Here is a 19,776-nt window from a genome sequence, read left to right as displayed (position 1 = left end):
TCATTCTGAATCTCGGTGATAGAATGAATTTCAAATGTTTAAAGAAGTAAAAGGTTTTGCCACTTCGTTTTTAACTAGTAATAATTTTACTAGCATCCTATGTATTCTCACCACCACAAAAACTATTAGATAGAAAAAACGGATAGTTCTATAATCAATTAACATCCGTTTTTTCTTAGTCTAGTAAACAGGTGCCTTAAAGGTAGGCAACAGCTTAGGAGGTTCGATTTGGTATGTTTGACAGTGGTTGTTGTTTACCTAACGGCACCGAATATAGGTACATGGTTCATTTCAATTATTTTAATAAAAATCCGGCAGGCATAGGATCTGTCGGATCTAATACAAATAATTGCATTCCCGTAATGAAGCCACGACTTGTCAAAGTGAACTTATATCCACTCTCTGTTTGTTCGGCTACCTGTACTGTTAGAGAGCTGTTAAAAATACTTTCATTTACGAATGGCGATTCCGTAAACAATCCACCTTTAGAAAGTAAGTTTGTATAACATGCCATTGTCGATTCAAAGCCAGGAGAACGAACAATATACTGGTCTTCACGGAAAGTAATCGTTTTAATCCGCCCATCTTCTAGATGAGAATCATCCATTAAAATGACACCTTTTACAGGAATCTTTGACTCGAGATCCTGAAGCACTGTTTGACTCCATTTCTTCAATTCAGTAAGTTCCTCAAAACGAATCTCTGCAGAAATAACACTTTTCTCAAACACTGCATATAATTGGCCAGCTTGCACGAGGGAGAACTGTGTATTTAAATGCGGATTTGACAATGGGATGTTTGTTTGGACTACTTGACACGGTTCACTTTCTATCACCACTGAAACCACTTCATCTCTTCCCATAATAGCGGTAACCGAAATCACACCACTGACCGTTTCGATTTTGTATTCACTTGACTCCCTTGGTTGCAAATGACCACATTCCAGTAAAGTTGTAATCACAGCAACGATTCCACCGTAATGAAAAGGAACCGTTCCTTCATGATTTAAAAATAACACCGCGGCATCTGCCTCTCGGCTAATCGGTGGAACAACAAGACAGCCATTTAAGCCTGCAAACCCTCGCGGTTCATTCAATAAAAGATTAATTTCTTCTGTATATACCTGTGGAAGCTGCTCATTTAACTGTTCCAAGTTCTGATAATGAATGAATGGCGCATCTTTGATAACTCGGAACGCCTCACCGGCTACGTGTACATCTGTTGTTGAATATACCTTTTGAATCTTCATTTTATGTCCTCCGTTTCATGTTCCATCGGGGGAATGAGCAGAAACCCTTCTTTAAGCGGATCTTCTTCGTGATAGAAGAATCGGTGCATCCCCATTAGCCAAGCTGAACCCGTAATTTTGGTCACTACAGCATCAACGTCTCCCACATACGTTGTTTCCAGTACGCGTCCTCTAAATAGAGAACCCACAATGCTTTCATGAACAAATTCTTCACCAATTGAAATTTCTTGATTAGCATATAACACTGCCATTTTAGCAGAAGTGCCAGTTCCACACGGGGAGCGGTCAATTCCTCCTGGAGGAACAACTACTGTGTTTTTCACATCTGCTTCCGCATGGGTCGGTTCGGTATAAAACTCAACATGAGTTAACCCTCGAATAAATGAATATAGCGGGTGAACGATTTCAGTTTTTTCATTAATGGTATTTCTTATGTTAATCGCTTTTTCAATTATGTTTGAAGCATTCTCTGGGATTAAATCCAATCCAACCGATTCAGCATCAATGATTGCGTAAAAATTGCCACCATACGCAATGTCAGCATTTACACGTCCAATTCCCTTAACATCAACGGAAACACTTTTTAAAAGAAAGGCTGGGATATTACAAAAAGATACTTCTTTTGCTTTTCCATTTTCCAAAGAAATTTCCACTTCAACGAGTCCAGCAGGCGTATCCAATTTTAATGAAGTAACCGGCTCCTGAATGGGTATTAATCCCGATTCAACTAGAGCGGTACACACACCAATTGTGTCATGCCCGCACATTGGCAAATATCCACCCGTCTCTATGTAAATCACGCCAATATCTGCTTCCGGATGGCACGGGTCCGTTAACAAAGCACCCGACATAACATCATGACCACGCGGTTCGTTCATTAAAAGCTTGCGGATCCAGTCATACTCCTTTTTCATATGGAGCATTTTTTCTGACATTGTTTCTCCAACTAGTTTCGGGAGACCACTAATCAGCGTCCTCGTTGGATTCCCGCCTGTATGTGTATCAATTGTTGTAAAGACTCTTTGTGCCTTCATCTGCTCAACACCCTTTCTTTAAAACGGTTAAAGCTAATCGGTTCAACGGGAATGGACGTTTCTTTTTCATTGATTAATTCTTCCACTATTTTCCCTGTTACTGCCGCTAGGCTGATTCCGTCACCTTCATGACCGGCCGCAATATAATAATTTGGAACTTTGTCCACCCGTGAAACGATTGGCAAATGATCTTCCGTCCATGGACGTAACCCTGCGTACGAGCGAATCACCATCATATCCGCCATTTTCGGATAAAAGCGTATGGCTCGGTTTGCTATACATTTGATGACTTCATTGTTTATTCTCGTATTGAGGCCAACGAATTCCCTGCTGCTTCCGATTAAAAAATTTTGACTTTCCGTTGGTTCAAAGACAAGGGCTACTCCGTATTTTTCAGTTAGTGGATCAACACGGCGCTTCCCACCAAACTTGGAAATTAAATAACCAAACTCCATTACTTTTCGAGATCCCACATGTTGTTGCCTTGAAGCAACGATAATATGCCCTTTTCTCGGTTCAATCGGTATCGAAAGATCAAGCATCTCTCCTATTCGAGGTGCCCATACCCCAGCCGCATTGACGACATGATCCGCGGTAAAAACTCCGTTTGACGTTTCTACAGTAAATGAACCGCCTTCTTCTTTTTTCATTTGTTTTACTTCGGTATTTTTCAAGGTTTTAGCACCTAATTTTTTTGCTTCCTCAAGAAGTGAAAAAGCTAGAAGATAAGGATTGACTGTAGAATCAGTGGCACATTCCAAGCCTCCTAATAAATCATCTGCAAAAAAGGGAGAATCCTGACGGATATCCTGCCGGTCAAGCATTCGGAATGGTAAACCAGCTTCTTTTTGACGGTCGACCCATTTCTGTGCGGCTTCCATCTCCTCGTCTGACTCACAAACGAGGATGCTCCCCGGGGCCCGATATTCAAAAGAATGCTCCAGGTCTCTGCTTAATTCATCCACTAAATTCTGACTAAACAACGACATCTGACTATCAAAACCTGGGTCTTTATCAATCGCCAAAATATTGCCGTCACATCGTGAAGACGTACCACTTACAAATTCCCCTTTTTCAATTATTGTTACGTCTCTTCCATATTTAGAGGCATAGTAGGCAATCGAACAACCAATTATTCCTCCACCAATTACTAAAACGTCACAGTGTTTCACATAACATTCCTCCCCTCGACGAAATGGCTTCAACAACTAATAAAGCAATTAGTGTGCCAACTAAAGTGAAGCTTCCACTATGGGCAAAATCTCCACTGATGGTTAGAGAGACGTTGGATATGACAGAAGGGAGAAAGCAAAAGCACTTGGTCGAAGAAAAGCGATAACTTTTATAGACGTGCGTTTTTAATCTTTGTTTCTATAATCAGGCATTTATGGACAGCTTTCCCCTATATTTTCGTCTATTTCTAGAAGTGAAGGACTTACTTCCCTTTTATCTGAGGTAATTGTAAAAATATTATAAATATTTTAAAAATGAGTGTATAATTTTTTTTACAGTGTTAATATTTTTTTACAGTCTGGGAGGGTATCATGGCATTTTCATTACCGTCAGTGAGAGAAATAATAAAACGTCTTCAAATCGATACACCGTTCGATAAGCATCACCTTGAACAGAAAAACGGTGAATTTTATTATTGTTCAACAGCAAAAACACTTAAACATCCATGTAAGGTTGTATATGAGGATGATACATTCTTCACCTTGATTCAGGCGTTTAGTCATCATTCCACAGCTGTGATTCTAGATACAAACAAAAACCCTATAGGCTATATAACAGCCCCACAAATGATCAGTCTTCTTCATGATTCTTACCATCAATTAAAGGCCTTTTATGAAACCGTCATTCAAACGTCGGATGCCTCAGTCACTGTCATTGATGACGAAGAGCGCGTTTGTACATGGACAGAAGGAGCAGAAAAAATATTTTCAGTCAACCATCAAGATATAATCGGGCGACCAATTACCGATTTTTTTGACTCTAATAAACTAAAAATCTTGCAATCATTGCATGATGGGAAAACTATAGTAAGCCAGTATCATCAGCCTCGATCTGATTTGTTTGTTTTAATTAACGCTAACCCAGTTTATATTAATGGCCAGATTATCGGGGCAGTCGTTTCAGAAACGGATGTCACGAATCAAGTCGTGCTTAATGAAAAATTATTTAACATGTCCACCGAAGTACACCGTTTAGAACAAGAAGTAGCAAAGTATAAGGACTCGCCTGATCCCTTTAATTCCATAAAAGGGAAGAGTGCTGCCCTTCAAAGGGCAGTGCATTTAGCGAGAAAAGTGTGTTCTGTTAAATCAACTGTTCTAATCCTAGGCGAAAGCGGTGTTGGAAAAGAAGTGTTTGCTAAATCCATTCATGAAGCGAGTGAAGAAGCAAACGCACCTTTTATTTCAATTAACTGTGGCGCGATACCTGAGTCTTTATTTGAAAGTGAATTATTCGGATATGAGCGGGGGGCCTTCTCCGGTGCTAACCCTAAAGGAAAAAAAGGTAAAATAGAATTGGCAAAAGGAGGTACATTATTTCTTGATGAAGTAGGTGATATGCCGCTGGAAATACAAGTAAAGCTTCTACGCGTGCTACAGGAGAGGAAATATTATCGTGTCGGTGGAGAAAAAGAAATTGATATCGACTTCCGTATCATCGCGGCAACCAATCGTGATTTACAAGAATTAATGAGAGAAGGGCATTTTCGTGAAGATTTATATTATCGCTTGAATGTAGTCAGTCTACACATCCCTCCATTAAGAGAGCGGAAAGAAGATATTATCGAATTAACCCATTATTTTTTAAACGATTTTTCATTGAGTTATCAGCGGCCGGTTCATGAGTTTCCTCCAGATGTAATCCATGAACTTATTCGTTATGTTTGGCCTGGAAATATTCGCGAACTTCGTAATGTTGTGGAAAGGCTTATCGTATTCGCGACAGATGGCGTAATAAAAAGAGATTATTTGCCCTTTAATACAAATAATATCAGCTTTGAAAACACCCCAAAGATTGCATCTAATGTGCTTAATGAAAATGACTTCGTCATTTCATCGCTACAAGAAGAAATGGATCAACATGAGAAAAAAGTAATTGAAAGAGCGTTGCAGATTTTAGATGGCAATAAATTAGAATGCGCAAAACAACTAGGTATCACAAGAGCCACATTATACAATCGATTAAAGCGACTAGGCTTAAATTAATATTCTTATTCCGCTAAGTTGGCACGTTTTTTGCATAATATCCTTCATATGAAGAAAATGAAGGAGGAATTCAAATGGCTAACAAAGAGAGCATTGTTATTTGCCGTTGTGAGGAAGTTACATACCGACAACTTCAATCAACAGCAAATGAGCATAAATGCACAGCAAGAGAATTAAAATTAAGAACAAGAGCCGGAATGGGCTTTTGTGGAGGCCGCACGTGTAGGCCGACATTAGATAGGATTATTGAGAGTGTCATCCCAAATATGTCACCTGGTGAAATTCCGTTAAAATACCAGCCACCAATTCGACCGGTGACATTTGGAACAGTAGGTGAAAATCAATGACTAGAATAGTAAATCATCCTATTTTAGGGAACTTAGATGATAGAGAACAGATTTCTTTTCAATTTGATGGAGTTACATATGAAGCGTTTAAAAATGAAACAGTTGCTGCTGCTCTTTTAGCAAATGGAATAAGGAAACTGCGCGTTCATGAAGATAGCGGAACACCTAGAGGTATTTATTGCAATATCGGTCACTGCCTGGAGTGCCGTGTAACTGTCAATGACCAAGCAAACGTCAGAGCCTGCTTAACAGTTGTAGAAAAAAATATGGTCGTTGAAAGCGGCAAACAGCATCCGAATATTGTAAAAAGGATGGTGGAACAGCGATGATTGATGTAATTGTGATTGGAGGGGGACCAGCAGGATTAGCAGGAGCTATTGCCTGTGCAGGCTCTGGTCTCAAAGTGACCGTAATTGATGAATTTATAAAGCCAGGTGGTAGATTGCTCGGACAACTTCATCAAGAACCTTCTGGTGAATGGTGGAATGGAATTAAAGAATCCGAACGTCTTCATCAAGAAGCAAAAAATTTATTGGTCGATATCCAATGTGGTGTATCTGTTTACAACTTAGAGAAAGAAAATCATCTATGGAATGTACATACAAGTCTAGGTACACTAGAAGCACCATTTGTACTATTGGCCACCGGAGCCGCCGAATACCCTATCCCACTATCCGGTTGGACCCTTCCCGGTGTAATGTCGATCGGCGCGGCACAAGTAATGACTAATGTCCACCGCATTCAAGTTGGCAAAAAGGGGGTCATCATCGGAGCGAATATTTTAGCATTCGCTATTTTGAATGAATTGCAATTAGCTGGCATAACGATTGATCGAGTTGTTCTTCCAGAAAAAAGTGTCCTTAGCCAAAAAGCGGGTGAACCTGAGGAAGTTATGAAATCACTCTTAAAAGCAGCTCACCTCGCACCATCGCCGTTATTACGAATCGGGAGCGGGTTCATGAAAAATGATTGGATCAGAAAAATCGGGTTGAATTTTTATCCGAAAAACGGCATGAAAGTGAACGGTACTCCCCTCCAACTTCGTAAAGCTGCAACCGAAATTATCGGTAAAGATCAGGTGGAAGGAGTTCGTGTTGCAGATATTGATGCTAATGGCAATATTGTTGCCGGGTCAGAAACAATTTATGAGGCAGATTTTGTCTGTATAGCAGGTGGGTTGTATCCGCTGGCAGAGCTTGCTGCCGTTGCCGGATGTCCATTTCAATACGTTCCTGAACTTGGCGGCCATGTGCCCCACCATTCAGAGGCCATGGAAACCCCTCTGGATGGGCTATTTGTAGCCGGCAATATAACAGGTATCGAAAGTGGTAAAATTGCCCTGGCCCAAGGAACGACTGCAGGCCTATCAATCATCAAACATGCCGGAAAAGGATTGAACACAATTGATGAGCAACTGCAACAAGCAATACAAAATGTCCGTTATGTTCGCAAACAAGCTGCAATCCAATTTAATTCTGAGATTGACAGTGGAAGACGCAAAATGAATGAGCTTTGGGGAAGTATTTACTTAAAAAATAACGACATAAGTTTCCCGGAAAAGATTGTATAAAACCTAAATTAAAAAAACTTTCTGTTAATTTATGGATTATATGCAATGACAGTTTATTTATAAATTCTTTACAATTTTGAGAAGAGTTCACTCATGGGTGAACTCTGCCATCTTTTATACTTCAATGCCACTTGTTTTGCCTCAAAGGTAATTTTTTGATATTAGATAGGAATAGATGAAATGCATAAAAACTTTACATCGGAATCCGTGTGATTAATCCAATTATGTGGAGTAGTTGAATCTAAATGAATACAGTCAAAAGGGTGCAAATCGTGTTCTTCATCATCAATTAATACAGTAAGACTACCTTCTAAAACATAAAGAAACTCTTGTCCTTTATGTGAATAAGAACTCCCCCTATTATCACCTGGTTTTAGCATGACTAATAAAGGAGTAAAAAGTGGATTTTCTAAATTGCCACCTAAATCTTTATAAATAAAGCTATTCGGTCTATTGTTTAAATCACTCAAGGCGTTTCGTACAATCGTGGATTTAGTCTTTTTCACTGGATTTGAGAAAAAGAAGCTTGGATTAACATCAAGTGCTTCAGAGACCTTTTTTAATGATTCAAGTGTAATTGATGATTTTAAGCGTTCTACTTGGGATAAAAAACTGATAGAAAGATTGGTTTTATCTGAAACTTGTTTTAATGTAAGCTTTCGTTCTTTTCGTAGCTTTTTTATTTTAATCCCTATGGAATCGTCCATTCTGCATACTCCTTTATATTATTTTTTGCTTTATTATATAAAACTCTCTTTTACTTAAGAATTAAAGTAGTACTTTAATTTTATTATAATCCTAATGAAGATCATGCTCAAAATCAAGCAGATAGAAACAGATTATTTCATACTTCATGGAAATTGTAGTTTCTACGAGATTATATTTTGAAAAAATAGAAAATTCTGTTTACAAAAGAATGGACTTTATGATAGTATCATCAATAAATAAAGTGACACTTCAATTTTATGATATATTTTAAGTGTAACTTTAATTTAATAAAGTAAATCAAATTAGGAGGAATTTATTATGGCAAAATTCAATGGAGTTTATGTAGCACTTGTTACCCCTTTTACGGAAGATTTTCAGGTTGATTACGACAAATTGACAGAATTATGTAATTGGTTAATTGAACAAGGAGTAGATGGGCTTGTTCCAGGGGGTTCTTTAGGAGAATATGCTACTCTAACAGGCGAAGAAAGAGCAAAATTAATAGAAACTGTAATAAAAGCTGCAAATGGTCGAGTTCCTGTTGTAGTCGGTTCAGGTGCACCTTCAACTGCTCAATCTGTTAAATGGGTACAGCATGCAAAAGAACATGGTGCAGCAGGTATTATGGCCTTACCTCCAATCAACTATAAGCCTCTAGAAAATGAAATTATTGAACACTACAGAGCACTATCTGAGGTTGGTCTACCAATCATTGCTTATAATAATCCAAAAGATTATCCAACCGATTTAACTCCTGATTTACTAGCTGAAATTTCGAAATTTGAAAATGTAGTTGGTGTCAAAGAGTTTTCAGGTGACGTACGCCGTATGCAAGAAATTCTAGAAAAAACCGATCTTGAAGTAATGGTTGGGGTAGATGATCTTGCTCTTGAAGGAGCTTTAGTTGGAGCTACTGGTTGGATTTCTGGTGTACCCAATGCTTTGCCAAAAGAAGGTGTGGAATTATTCCAGTTAGCAAGAGAAGGGAAAATTAAGGAAGCACTTGAGCTTTATAAGCACCTATTACCTCTTTTCCGTTATGATGCTAGTCCTCAACTGGTTCAATCTATTAAATATATGATGGAATTAGCTGGTAAACCGGTAGGTCCTACACGTCCACCTCGTTTACCATTGAGTAAAGAACATTATCAAAAATTAGAAGAGGCTTTCAATTATTCTAAAAAAGTAACGATTTAATTTAAAAAAAGTATAAAAAGTTCTATCTGAATGGCGTGCATTGATCTTTAATAATCCTGTAGCCATTCAGATAGGATTCAAGAAGGGGTGTTAGGATGGCTGTAAGTACAAAAGCAACAACATATTTAAACTTTATAAATGGTCAATGGGTAACTAGCTTAAATGAACAAGTAAAAGAGAGCATTAATCCCGCTAATAAAAACGAGATTGTAGGCTATGTTCAAAATTCAACAAAAGACGATTTAGATAAAGCAATACAAGCAGCACATCAAGCAAAAAAATTCTGGAGAAAAATTGGGCAGGCAGAAAGAGGGCAATTTTTATTTAAAGTAGCAAACATTCTTGAGGTGAACTTGAATGAGATTGCCGAAACCATGACAAAGGAAATGGGGAAAACACTTCCTGAGGCAAAAGGAGAAACAGCGCGTGGCATTGCAATCCTTCGCTATTATGCTGGTGAAGGTATGAGAAAGGATGGAGACGTAATTCCTTCTTCTGATAAAGATGCACTTATGTTTACAAAACGGACACCAATTGGGGTTGTAGGTGTCATTACTCCTTGGAACTTCCCTGTTGCGATTCCAATTTGGAAAATTGCACCTGCTCTCGTGTATGGTAATACAGTCGTGTTTAAACCAGCAACCGAATCAGCGGTAACGGCGGCGAAAGTGGTGGAATGCTTTGCTAAAGCGGGACTTCCAGAAGGAGTATTAAATTTCATTACAGGCTCTGGATCAGTAATCGGTCAATCTTTAATTGATAACCCTCTATTAAATGCCATCACGTTTACTGGTTCAGAGACTGTTGGTGAGGGTGTGGCAAAATCCGCAGCTGCACGTGGTATTAAATTTCAATTAGAGATGGGTGGGAAAAACCCAGTAATTATCACTAAAGATGCCGATTTAGAAGCAGCGGTAGAAGGCGTGATCAGCGGTGCTTTCCGTTCAACAGGTCAGAAATGTACCGCCACAAGCCGGGTAATTGTAGAGGATCCAATTTACGATGTTTTTGTAAAAAAATTGGTTCAAGAAACGAAGAAAATTACTGTAGGAAATGGTCTAAAAGAAGGAATCTGGATGGGCCCATGCGCAAGTGAAAGCCAATTTAATACAGTAAGAAAATACATTGAACTTGGAAAAGAAGAAGGCGCTACTCTCATTACTGGTGGGGAGACATTGACAGGTGGAGAATTTGACAAAGGTTTTTATGTTTCTCCAGCTATTTTTGGAGATGTAGAACCGGATATGAAAATCGCTCAGGAAGAAATCTTTGGTCCAGTTATTGCCCTGCTTCGAGCCACTGACTTAGAAGAAGCCATTGAAATAGCTAATCATACAAAATATGGATTGAGTGCATCCATTTTTACATCTAATATAAGCTCTTTGCTTGAATTCATTGATGACATTGATGCAGGTCTCGTTCGAATTAATGCAGAAAGCGCGGGCGTAGAACTTCAAGCGCCATTTGGAGGAATGAAAGCATCTAGTACTGGATCAAGGGAACAAGGGGAAGCGGCGAAAGAATTTTATACAGCTATAAAGACAGTCTTTATTAAAGGTTTGTCAAATGATTAACAAATGGTAATACGTAGAAGAATTTGCAAAATGATCTCATGATTTAAAGGAAGTAAAGTGAATGAAGTTTCACGGCATCATCCCTTCAGTGGTCACCTTATTGACTCACTGGAGATATTGATTTGAATTTGAATCCCAAATGGCGCTCATTTCAGGGTACAGACAGCATTTCGGAAAAATTGTACGTTAAGACTATAAAGGTTGAAATAAAATGAACATATCAATAACGAGAGTTTTTGGGGTTAAAATTCAACGTCCTTGAACTTCAATTCAAATCACTATTTTAAGAACAAGAACTCTTTCCAGAAAACAAAGTATCCATTTTACAAGTTCCCCGTCTTCGTTCTTAGTGCACATAAAATGATCATATTCCTTGTTCAAATTTGCCCAGCTTACCAAATTTCCGTTTTGTTATCGTGAGCCCTTGTAAAGGGAAAGGGGTAAGACTTTGAAAATTGCATCGAATACTAATCAAATACAATATCCGGTAGAAACGACGAAAAAATTCCGTTGGACGATTGTTTGTTGGCTCTTAATAGGCGGAATAATTAACTATCTTGATCGCACTAATTTATCAATTGCGACACCAGAAATTATGAAAGATTTAGGTTTCTCGAAGACAGATATAGGTCTGTTAGGAGCAATCTTTTCCTGGGTCTATGCGTCCATGCAACTTCCAGCCGGGTGGCTTATTGATAAGTATGGAGCAAAAAGAGTATATTTTGTTTCGATCATTTTATGGAGTGTTGCCACAGCTTTAACAGGAATGGCGAATACGTTAGTTATGTTTATTATTGCTAGGATCTTCCTTGGAATTGGGGAGGCACCAACTTGGCCGACAGGTGCGAAAATTACTTCCGAATGGTTTCCAAAAAAAGAAAGAGGTTTGGCTACGGGATTTTGGGATTCTGCCTCCAAATGGGGACCAGCAATTTCTCCACCGATTCTTATTTTCTTAATGGTTACATTTGGATGGCGGGGTTTATTTTTCGCCACCGGTTTAATTGGTATAATCTTCGGGGTGATTTTTCTCATCTTTTATCGTAGCCCTGAGAAGAGCCGCAAACTTACTGAGGAAGAACTGAATTACATTTCATCTGATCATGAAGAAGAAAATGAAAAAGAAAAAGAGAAAATTAAATGGGGAACCCTCTTTACATATCGAACGGTGTGGGGGTTGATATTAGGTTACTTTTGTACAATCTGGATTTGGAATATTTTCCTGGTCTTCTTACCACTCTATTTAATTGAGACCTATCATATATCTTTAACGGAGCTAGGTGTCTACGCAAGTATTCCGTATTTAGGTGGTGTTTTTGGCAACATATTTGGTGGATATTTAACGAAGAAAATGGTGGACCGTGGTATGGCCTCTCCAATGAATTCAAAACGTATCTTAATTTCAACAAGTGCTATATTGACAGCTGTTGTTGTCGTGATTCTTCCGTTTGTTCATAGTATCATTTTCACCGTTGCCTTAATGACTCTCGCCATCTGTTTTATTTCATCAATTACAGGCGGATCTTGGGCGCTTGCTGCGGACGTTTCACCCACTTCTGTCGTGGCATCTACTAGTGCAATTATGAGTTTTGGTGGATACTTTGGCGGTGCATTCTCTCCGATTGTAGCAGGTATGATTGTGGACACTACCGGTTCTTACACGTTAGCATTTATTTCGGGTGGAATTATTGCCGGATGTGCGGCTCTTTGTTTTTGGGGCATTGTGAAAAAGCCTATTGAGGTGAGAACAAATTTCAGATGATAAACTGTAGCTTGGGCAGCTGGTCCAACCTAAGGTAACATGATCATAACGTGCTCATAAGATATTATTGGCTATACCATTTTATACTAAAGAATTGTTAGGATAATGGAGGATGTTCAGCTTGTAGAATAAGGTCCCATTTAGGGTCTAAAACTGCAAGTCTTTTTATGTAATCAAAAAAGTAACAGATTCCAGATAAAAGTAGTATAAACCATAAAGACTAATGTTATAATAGTAATAACAATTATAACTTTTTTTGAAGGAGGAACGTTAATGGCCATTAGGAAATTAACTAAAGTCGGAAATAGCTTGGGTATTACGTTTCCAGTTGAAATGTTGAAAACGGCAAATTTAGCTTTTGGTGACGAATTAGAGGTTGAGTTCAAGGGTGAAGAAATCATTTTAAGGAAAAATAAAAATGTGAAATTACCTAAAGGCGTAGATGCGGAATTTATGGAAATGTTATCAGATGTTATAAAAGAACATGACGAAGCATTCAAGGGTTTGGTGGATAGATAATATGACGTTTGATATTATCTATCTTTCCACTAATCAAATTATTGCGATCAATGCCATTCAAATAAAAGTTTATTCTCCTACTGAACAAATCGGGGTGAAAGATCCCGGTCTCCTTGATTCTGCAGTGAACAGACCCAGACAAACTGTTTTCGAGAATGATGCTTACCCATTTATTCATGAAAAGGCTGCAGCCTTATTCGAATCCATTTCTAAGAATCATGCTTTCCACAACGCAAACAAGAGGACAGCACTCGCTTCCCTTATTATGTTTCTGAAGATCAATCATTATCAATGGCTAATGGGAATAGAAGAAGAACAGGATTTTGTTGTAGATGTAGTCAACCATAAGTATGATTTTAAAGCTATCGCAAGAATCATTCAAGAGAACATAAAGGCTTTATAAAAGGGTTCGAGATTCATTGAGCCTTACCGAAGGTTGGTTTTTTCTAACATTGTTAAAGATGGAAATATGCAGCAAATTCATGCTGGGCATTGGAATACAATAAGTGATTATTCTAAAAAAGGAGGAACAAGTCATCTGGATGACTTGTTCCTCCTTTTGATTCTTTATAAAAGAAATACCTAAATTAGATTTAACAACTTTAGACATTATCTCTTTTGGTCATAGAAAGTTGTATAAGGCGTTATACACTTTTCCTAATATTTTTTAAAATTATTAAACCTGGAAGTCTGTATAAACGTTTGAATAAACTACTTGCAAGGTGTAGAAATATGCTTTTATTTAAATGGATCCTTTTAAGTCAATTGGAGTCCTAAATTTAGCAAAAACTTCTCTATATATGACGAGTTTCTTCTATGTTTCTAACAGGTCATAATTGCCCAGAACCATCTGTTGGAAGTTTATTGTTTCCAATTAGCAATCCCAATAGATATTTTCTTTACGAAGAATCGAAAAGAGTGGAGGAACTCCCGAATAATCTTTTTGGATAAGCCAGATCAAATTCCTCCGTTAAGCATTGACGAAATATCAATTTTGTTCTTTAACCGTCAGAACCCTGTTTATATTGATGTATATGATCAACAAACATACAGATATTTTATATACCCCATCATCAATAGAACCGTTTTTTTTGGCTGCTTGATCATTACTCTTCTTAGACCTCTTTCACATCTTGAGCGGATTACCATTGAGCAAGGAAGCTCAACCCTTGCTTTAGAATTAGCAAAACAGCATACATTGACTGAAGTATATTACCAAAAGACACATGAATATTTTACCGAGTTATTAGAATATAGAGAGTCAGAATTAATTTTAACAAAAGGGAAAGAACTTGGTTTAAATATGAATTCTATCATGTTTGTCACCTTATTTAAAATAAGCTCCTATCAAGATTTGCAAGTTTTAGAAGCTATCATTCATCGATTGGTCTCGATTATTAAACAACAAATGGCTAGAACCGAAAAGATAGTTTATGGCTTTCATAATAAAGTTACACTTCTAATTTCTTTATCAAGTTCAGATTCAGATCATATTTCTTCAATTACTAAACTGCTTGATTCAATCATTAAGGAATGGAACAGAAAAGACGGACCGCCATTGAATGCCGGAATCGGCAATTCTTATTATGGTGTTGAAAATATCCGGAAAAGCTATGATGAAGCTGGTAAAGCTCTTTCGTATTTAACAGAGCAGAACAGGCCTGGTATGATAAGATATGGAGAAATTGGACTTAATCGCTTTTTCTTAAATCAAAAGTCCGAAGAAATAGAAAGGTTCTTGAACGAAATATTTTCACCATTATGGTCTCATAAAGCAAAGAAAAATGAATTAGAAAAAACATTGTTAGTCTATACGGATTCAAATCGTTCTGCAATACAGGCAGCTGAAAAATTACATATTCATATTAATACACTGTACCAACGTCTAAAAAAAATTGAAGAAGCCTTAAATTTAAGTTTCAATAATACTGAAGATATGTTAAAAATTGAGTTAGCCTGTCACTTGAAGAGAACTTTTAATGCATAGAGATGAATTTACTTCAAAAGTTTCCTTATAAAGTCTAAGCATGAAACAACGTTCAAAAGGTCGGTGTTTTTCATTATTTACATTAAGGGTTCCTACCAATGGAGTTACCCCATGTCCATCAAACGAAGTTAAAATCATACCTCTTGGGGTTCCTGTATCAAGCTAAGTTAAAATTATACTGTCAAAAAGAAAAACGCTATGCTTATCGTAAGAAGTTACGAGAAAGGATGGTGTTTTTTTAATGAATCCTATCATTTCAAATGAACTGAATCTTTTCGCAAGAGCTACAATACTTTTTATGGTTCTGGTGCAAAAACTACTCGATAGAAACATAGAGTATCAATTTCCTTTGAATGGCTAACTTATGAAGCTAATCCAAATAATTTTGGTTTTTGGACAGACTTCACCCCTTAATGAACCAGCTTCTTTTTAATCAGATGCATCGCTTCTATACCACTCAATATGTAAGTAGCTGTACGAAATGATTTTAACCCTAACATCGAACGAACTCAGTTCTTTATAAAACGATGATCTTGTTCCATAATGCTCTTAAGATATTTTACCTACCTTATTTGGGTGCCTACTGGCATCTTTTTCTCCTTTTTCAACTCTTCAATCGCAATAGTATAGGCTGGGCTCTTGTCTACTGTGATAACACGGGGGTTTGAAACATGAAAAGACTGCAAAGCTTTCTTGAAAAAGCGCTTTGCAGCCTTATAATCTCGTGTGTTGCTTAAATAAAAATCAATCGTATTTCCTTCTGAATCAACGGCACGATATAGGTACGACCATTGACCTTTAACTTTCACATACGCCTCATCGACTCGCCAAGAATCATTGGTTGGCTTAAGATGACGCCGTACTCCAGGACCATACTGGTGAACCCAGCGCATGATGGTTCTATGAGCAATAGATAGCCCGCGTTCTTCAATCATTTCGCCTAAATCACGAAAACTGAGGTTGTACCGTAGGTACCATCTTACGATTAAAGAAATAATATCAGGTTGATAATATTTCCACTTGAATAGATTTTGCTTTTCCATACTGATCACATTCTTTTAATTAGAGTACTAGTATCAGTATGTCCAAGTTTGGGAGATTACTTGCTGATATTCTGAAGTTTTTGCACCAGAACCCTCTTTTTTTGTACAGTAAAAACATCCACAGCTTTCCTGATTTTAAGACATCATAAAAAATGAAGGTAAACATACATGAATTAGATGTAGGTGTGGAAATATCTTTTATTAAATCTGGACTATTTTTCATTTCTTCAATCTTTAAACCATTTTCGAAGTGGTTTTTTTAAGAGCGCGCCATTTAATTGAGTCCTAAATTCAGCAAAAGTCCCTCTGAATATGACGACTTTCTTCTATTAAAAATAACTAGGGGACTTTTGGTGCTAAGAGAAGATGGTTTGGGTGTTTTACATTTTCGGGCTTAGGAATTTAGGGGCACCCAATCTGCATGTTTCAAAAATGAATCACTAGTTCCAAGAATGATTTATGATTGTTTTTTTGTAAGTAACATTATTATAAGTAATTGAAATTATCTAAATTAAAAGATTGTTGAAGTAGAGACATTTTTTATTAGATAAGTTTCTCTTAATCTAATAAAAATAGAGTGTTTTTTCATGTTGGCACGGTTCTTGCAAAATATGAAGTGAAACAATTAACTAGGAGCAATTTCTTCAATGAACCATAGGAGAAAAAAGTTTTTATCCACTGTGTAAAAGCCTAAACAAGGAGGAAGGTTATGAACATTTATGTTTTGTTAAAAAGAACATTTGATACAGAAGAAAAAATTACAGTCTCTAGTAGTGGTGCCATTAATGAGGAAGGAGCAGAATTTATTATCAATCCATATGACGAATATGGCGTAGAAGAAGCGATTCAGCTTCGTGACACTCATGGCGGAGAAGTCACAGTCGTAACTGTCGGAAATGAAGATGCTGAAAAGCAGCTGCGTACGGCTTTAGCCATGGGTGCAGATAAAGCAGTCCTGATTAACATTGAGGATGACGTAGAAAATGGGGATGAATTCACCACCTCTAAAGTATTGGCTGAGTACTTAAAAGATAAGGAAGTAGACTTAATTTTTTCCGGTAATGTTGCGGTTGATGGGGGTAGTGGACAGGTTGGCACACGCGTAGCTGATTTGCTTGATATTCCATATGTTACGACCATTACTGAAATTCAAGTAGATGAAGATACTGTCCACATTGTTAGAGATGTCGAAGGTGATTCTGAAACAATTGAAACTAAACTCCCGCTTCTAGTCACAGCTCAACAGGGATTAAATGAACCGCGCTACCCGTCGCTGCCAGGAATTATGAAAGCAAAGAAAAAGCCGCTTGAAGAATTGGTACTCGATGATCTGGACTTAGATGAAGATGATGTGGAAGCTAAAACCGAAACGATTGAAGTTAATCTTCCACCGAAAAAAGGAGCAGGCCGGGTTCTAGAAGGAGAGCTTAACGCTCAGGTGAACGAACTGGTTAAATTGCTCCATTCTGAAGCAAAGGTAATATAAGGAGGAAAAGAATATGTCTAGGAATGTACTGGTACTTGGAGAAATCCGTAATGGAGAATTAAGGAATGTATCTTTTGAGAGTATTGCTGCTGCGAGAAGCATTGCTCAAGGTGGAGAAGTCACCGCTGTCCTGCTTGGGGATTCTGTTCGTGAACTAGCAGCCACAATGATTCAATATGGAGCAGACCGAGCTGTGGTCGTTGAGGATTCAAAGCTTGCACACTATACGCCTGATGGTTTTTCTCAAGCATTACTGTCAGTCATTTGTAAGGAAAATCCAAAAGGTGTTATTTTTGGTCATACAGCGATTGGCAAAGATTTATCAGCTAAAATTGCTAGTAAACTTGGGTCAGGACTTATTTCAGATGTAGTAGCCATTGAAACTGGTGGGGATAATATTATCTTTACCAGACCAATCTATTCGGGGAAGGCATTTGAACAGAAGATCATAAAAGATGGCGTTATCTTTGCAACTATTCGCCCTAATAATATTACACCACTAACAAAAGATTCTTCACGTTCTGGCGATGTGTCTATGGCTTCAGTAGAAATCAAAGATTTGCGTACGATTGTTCGGGAAGTCGTAAAAAAAGCAGTTCAAGGGGTTGACCTTTCGGAAGCAAAAATCATTGTTTCTGGAGGTCGAGGTATCAAAAGTGAGGAAGGATTCCAACCATTAAAGGAACTTGCAGACGTCCTTGGGGGGGCGGTAGGTGCATCCCGTGGTGCTTGTGATGCAGGATATGCTGATTATTCCCTGCAAATCGGTCAGACAGGAAAAGTAGTCACACCTGACCTTTACATTGCTTGTGGGATATCTGGTGCCATCCAGCATCTGGCTGGAATGTCAAATTCCAAGGTGATCGTTGCCATTAACAAGGATCCAGAAGCGGATATTTTCAATGTGGCCGATTACGGAATCGTCGGAGATTTATTTGAAGTCGTGCCTTTGCTTACGGGGGAAATTAAAAATCTACTTGTAAAAGCATAGGGTGCCTTTATTATCTAGTAGAATGATAGGTATGTTAAATAGCTGGGCAAGGTCTTTATCCGTATTAACGGGCTGTAATACCCCACTTCACGAACTTAGAAAAATTGATGAAAACTAAGTGGTAATAAATAGCCTGTAAATATCCGATTAGCTCAACTAACCATCAGCGAAAAAGAAAACCCCTACTGATGGAAGTTTCGTTTTATCATAATGAACTCGAAGGAGAAAAGGAATGAAAAATGTTACTGTAATTGGTTCTGGAACTATGGGCCGAGGCATCGCTTTTTCCTGTGCACGTGCGGGCTTTACAACCATGGTCCAGGATATTAATGACGCTACTCTTGATAATTGTCAGTCCTACATTGTCCATCAATTTAACCGCTCAGTTGAAAAGGGCGAACTTTCTAGAGAGGAAGCCGATCAGGCAATTAATAGACTTACTTACACCACAAGTATTGAGGAAGCGGCTAAGGATGCCGATTTGGTGATTGAAGCCGTATTGGAAATTATGGACCTTAAAATTGAGATTTTTAAGCAGCTTGACAAAATCGTGAAGCCTTCTGCACTTTTGGCTACTAATACATCTACGATGAGTCCGACAGAAATCGCTGCCCAAACGTCCAGACCAGATCGCTGCATTGCGCTTCACTTTTTCAACCCTGTACCAAAGATGAAGCTGATTGAAGTTATTTGTGGGCTGGAAACATCAGAAGAGACCATTAACCTTTGCTTTGAATTTGGCAGAGAGCTAGGAAAGGAATGTGTAAGAATCAATGAATTTCCTGGCTTTGCGGTCAGCAGAATGAACTGCTTGATTGGAAATGAAGCGATGAACATGGTAATGGAAGGTGTCGGTACTGTAGAAGACATCGACAAAGCGATTAAATTGGGTCTGAATCATCCGATGGGACCGCTTGAACTCGCCGATCTAGTTGGGCTGGATACAAGGCTGCGAAACATGGAATACCTGTATCAGACGCTTGGTGAAAAATATCGTCCTTGTCCAATTCTTGTCAAATACGTTAAAGCAGGTCGATTAGGGAAGAAAAACGGCAAAGGGTTTTATAACTACAGTTAAGTAAGGGGTGAAG

The 19,776-nt window shown here is 38.1% G+C and carries 17 protein-coding genes and 1 pseudogene; 13 read left to right on the top strand and 5 right to left on the bottom strand.

Features of this window, described 5'->3' with window-relative positions; translation table 11 throughout:
• Positions 1 to 295 precede the first annotated feature (295 nt).
• From QFZ73_RS26910 to QFZ73_RS26900, 3 genes are read right to left on the bottom strand one after another with little or no spacing between them, the layout of a single operon-like run.
• Positions 296 to 1,249 carry a proline racemase family protein gene (locus QFZ73_RS26910; protein ID WP_307273439.1) on the bottom strand — a complete coding sequence of 318 codons (954 nt, stop codon included), beginning with the start codon at positions 1,247 to 1,249 and terminating at the stop codon, positions 296 to 298.
• Positions 1,246 to 2,283, bottom strand: a complete 1,038-nt coding sequence (locus QFZ73_RS26905) for a proline racemase family protein (protein WP_307273436.1) — start codon at positions 2,281 to 2,283, stop codon at positions 1,246 to 1,248. The genes QFZ73_RS26910 and QFZ73_RS26905 overlap by 4 nt, the downstream gene beginning before the upstream one ends.
• Positions 2,280 to 3,455, bottom strand: a complete 1,176-nt coding sequence (locus tag QFZ73_RS26900) for an NAD(P)/FAD-dependent oxidoreductase (RefSeq protein ID WP_307273433.1) — start codon at positions 3,453 to 3,455, stop codon at positions 2,280 to 2,282. Before QFZ73_RS26900 ends, QFZ73_RS26905 begins: the two co-directional genes overlap by 4 nt.
• 372 nt (positions 3,456 to 3,827) lie before the next feature.
• Between QFZ73_RS26900 and QFZ73_RS26895 the strand changes: the two genes are divergently transcribed.
• The 4 genes from QFZ73_RS26895 to QFZ73_RS26880 all read left to right on the top strand — a co-directional run bounded on the left by QFZ73_RS26895 (position 3,828) and on the right by QFZ73_RS26880 (position 7,418).
• Positions 3,828 to 5,501 carry a sigma-54 interaction domain-containing protein gene (locus QFZ73_RS26895; RefSeq protein ID WP_307273429.1) on the top strand — a complete coding sequence of 558 codons (1,674 nt, stop codon included), beginning with the start codon at positions 3,828 to 3,830 and terminating at the stop codon, positions 5,499 to 5,501.
• 74 nt (positions 5,502 to 5,575) lie between these two features.
• Entirely contained in the window at positions 5,576 to 5,848 is a 273-nt protein-coding gene (locus QFZ73_RS26890; protein WP_144553580.1) for a (2Fe-2S)-binding protein, read from the top strand.
• Positions 5,845 to 6,177, top strand: a complete 333-nt coding sequence (locus tag QFZ73_RS26885; protein ID WP_307273424.1) for a (2Fe-2S)-binding protein — start codon at positions 5,845 to 5,847, stop codon at positions 6,175 to 6,177. The genes QFZ73_RS26890 and QFZ73_RS26885 overlap by 4 nt, the downstream gene beginning before the upstream one ends.
• On the top strand, positions 6,174 to 7,418 hold the full coding sequence (locus tag QFZ73_RS26880) for an NAD(P)/FAD-dependent oxidoreductase (protein WP_307273419.1): 1,245 nt from the start codon (positions 6,174 to 6,176) through the stop codon (positions 7,416 to 7,418). The genes QFZ73_RS26885 and QFZ73_RS26880 overlap by 4 nt, the downstream gene beginning before the upstream one ends.
• A 161-nt stretch (positions 7,419 to 7,579) precedes the next feature.
• Here the strand turns inward: QFZ73_RS26880 and QFZ73_RS26875 are convergent, their stop codons facing one another.
• Positions 7,580 to 8,125, bottom strand: coding sequence for a helix-turn-helix domain-containing protein (locus QFZ73_RS26875; protein WP_251436217.1), 546 nt, complete (start codon positions 8,123 to 8,125; stop codon positions 7,580 to 7,582).
• A gap of 319 nt (positions 8,126 to 8,444) precedes the next feature.
• On the opposite strand from QFZ73_RS26875, the gene dapA reads away from it, so the two are divergent.
• The 6 genes from dapA to QFZ73_RS26845 all read left to right on the top strand — a co-directional run bounded on the left by dapA (position 8,445) and on the right by QFZ73_RS26845 (position 15,165).
• On the top strand, positions 8,445 to 9,323 hold the full coding sequence (dapA, locus tag QFZ73_RS26870; RefSeq protein WP_307273416.1) for a 4-hydroxy-tetrahydrodipicolinate synthase: 879 nt from the start codon (positions 8,445 to 8,447) through the stop codon (positions 9,321 to 9,323).
• A gap of 95 nt (positions 9,324 to 9,418) precedes the next feature.
• Positions 9,419 to 10,897: an alpha-ketoglutaric semialdehyde dehydrogenase GucD gene (gene gucD / locus QFZ73_RS26865; RefSeq protein WP_307273413.1), complete on the top strand. Its 1,479-nt coding sequence runs from the start codon at positions 9,419 to 9,421 to the stop codon at positions 10,895 to 10,897.
• A gap of 448 nt (positions 10,898 to 11,345) precedes the next feature.
• Positions 11,346 to 12,659 carry an MFS transporter gene (locus tag QFZ73_RS26860; protein WP_307273410.1) on the top strand — a complete coding sequence of 438 codons (1,314 nt, stop codon included), beginning with the start codon at positions 11,346 to 11,348 and terminating at the stop codon, positions 12,657 to 12,659.
• 273 nt (positions 12,660 to 12,932) lie between these two features.
• Positions 12,933 to 13,178, top strand: coding sequence for an AbrB/MazE/SpoVT family DNA-binding domain-containing protein (locus QFZ73_RS26855; protein WP_048689328.1), 246 nt, complete (start codon positions 12,933 to 12,935; stop codon positions 13,176 to 13,178).
• 1 nt (position 13,179) lies between these two features.
• A complete protein-coding gene (locus QFZ73_RS26850; RefSeq protein WP_307273399.1) occupies positions 13,180 to 13,581 on the top strand; it encodes a type II toxin-antitoxin system death-on-curing family toxin in 402 nt (133 codons plus the stop codon).
• A gap of 540 nt (positions 13,582 to 14,121) precedes the next feature.
• Positions 14,122 to 15,165 carry a PucR family transcriptional regulator gene (locus tag QFZ73_RS26845; protein WP_307273395.1) on the top strand — a complete coding sequence of 348 codons (1,044 nt, stop codon included), beginning with the start codon at positions 14,122 to 14,124 and terminating at the stop codon, positions 15,163 to 15,165.
• 410 nt (positions 15,166 to 15,575) lie between these two features.
• Here the strand turns inward: QFZ73_RS26845 and QFZ73_RS26840 are convergent.
• Positions 15,576 to 16,208 (bottom strand): annotated as a pseudogene (locus QFZ73_RS26840) (IS6 family transposase).
• Positions 16,209 to 16,917: 709 nt separating this feature from the next.
• On the opposite strand from QFZ73_RS26840, the gene QFZ73_RS26835 reads away from it, so the two are divergent.
• The 3 genes from QFZ73_RS26835 (at position 16,918) to QFZ73_RS26825 (ending at position 19,763) form a co-directional block, all read left to right on the top strand.
• On the top strand, positions 16,918 to 17,694 hold the full coding sequence (locus QFZ73_RS26835; protein WP_307273393.1) for an electron transfer flavoprotein subunit beta/FixA family protein: 777 nt from the start codon (positions 16,918 to 16,920) through the stop codon (positions 17,692 to 17,694).
• A 13-nt stretch (positions 17,695 to 17,707) separates the two neighbouring features.
• Positions 17,708 to 18,685 carry an electron transfer flavoprotein subunit alpha/FixB family protein gene (locus tag QFZ73_RS26830; RefSeq protein WP_268589702.1) on the top strand — a complete coding sequence of 326 codons (978 nt, stop codon included), beginning with the start codon at positions 17,708 to 17,710 and terminating at the stop codon, positions 18,683 to 18,685.
• A 232-nt stretch (positions 18,686 to 18,917) separates the two neighbouring features.
• A complete protein-coding gene (locus QFZ73_RS26825; protein ID WP_268589703.1) occupies positions 18,918 to 19,763 on the top strand; it encodes a 3-hydroxyacyl-CoA dehydrogenase family protein in 846 nt (281 codons plus the stop codon).
• Positions 19,764 to 19,776: the final 13 nt, after the last annotated feature.

This window comes from Peribacillus sp. V2I11 (assembly GCF_030817135.1).
In the GTDB taxonomy this organism is placed as follows: Bacteria; Bacillota; Bacilli; order Bacillales; family DSM-1321; genus Peribacillus; species Peribacillus simplex.
The sequence above is the reverse complement of the archived record's forward strand: the minus strand, read 5'-3'. Positions and strand labels throughout refer to the sequence as shown.

Bases quoted from the DNA above. Each gene is read 5' to 3' on its own strand.
- QFZ73_RS26910 (WP_307273439.1), bottom strand. From the start codon at position 1,249: ATGAAGATTCAAAAGGTATATTCAACAACAGATGTACACGTAGCCGGT.
- QFZ73_RS26905 (WP_307273436.1), bottom strand. From the start codon at position 2,283: ATGAAGGCACAAAGAGTCTTTACAACAATTGATACACATACAGGCGGG.
- QFZ73_RS26895 (WP_307273429.1), top strand. From the start codon at position 3,828: ATGGCATTTTCATTACCGTCAGTGAGAGAAATAATAAAACGTCTTCAA.
- QFZ73_RS26890 (WP_144553580.1), top strand. From the start codon at position 5,576: ATGGCTAACAAAGAGAGCATTGTTATTTGCCGTTGTGAGGAAGTTACA.
- QFZ73_RS26885 (WP_307273424.1), top strand. From the start codon at position 5,845: ATGACTAGAATAGTAAATCATCCTATTTTAGGGAACTTAGATGATAGA.
- QFZ73_RS26880 (WP_307273419.1), top strand. From the start codon at position 6,174: ATGATTGATGTAATTGTGATTGGAGGGGGACCAGCAGGATTAGCAGGA.
- QFZ73_RS26875 (WP_251436217.1), bottom strand. From the start codon at position 8,125: ATGGACGATTCCATAGGGATTAAAATAAAAAAGCTACGAAAAGAACGA.
- dapA (WP_307273416.1), top strand. From the start codon at position 8,445: ATGGCAAAATTCAATGGAGTTTATGTAGCACTTGTTACCCCTTTTACG.
- gucD (WP_307273413.1), top strand. From the start codon at position 9,419: ATGGCTGTAAGTACAAAAGCAACAACATATTTAAACTTTATAAATGGT.
- QFZ73_RS26855 (WP_048689328.1), top strand. From the start codon at position 12,933: ATGGCCATTAGGAAATTAACTAAAGTCGGAAATAGCTTGGGTATTACG.
- QFZ73_RS26850 (WP_307273399.1), top strand. From the start codon at position 13,180: ATGACGTTTGATATTATCTATCTTTCCACTAATCAAATTATTGCGATC.
- QFZ73_RS26835 (WP_307273393.1), top strand. From the start codon at position 16,918: ATGAACATTTATGTTTTGTTAAAAAGAACATTTGATACAGAAGAAAAA.
- QFZ73_RS26830 (WP_268589702.1), top strand. From the start codon at position 17,708: ATGTCTAGGAATGTACTGGTACTTGGAGAAATCCGTAATGGAGAATTA.
- QFZ73_RS26825 (WP_268589703.1), top strand. From the start codon at position 18,918: ATGAAAAATGTTACTGTAATTGGTTCTGGAACTATGGGCCGAGGCATC.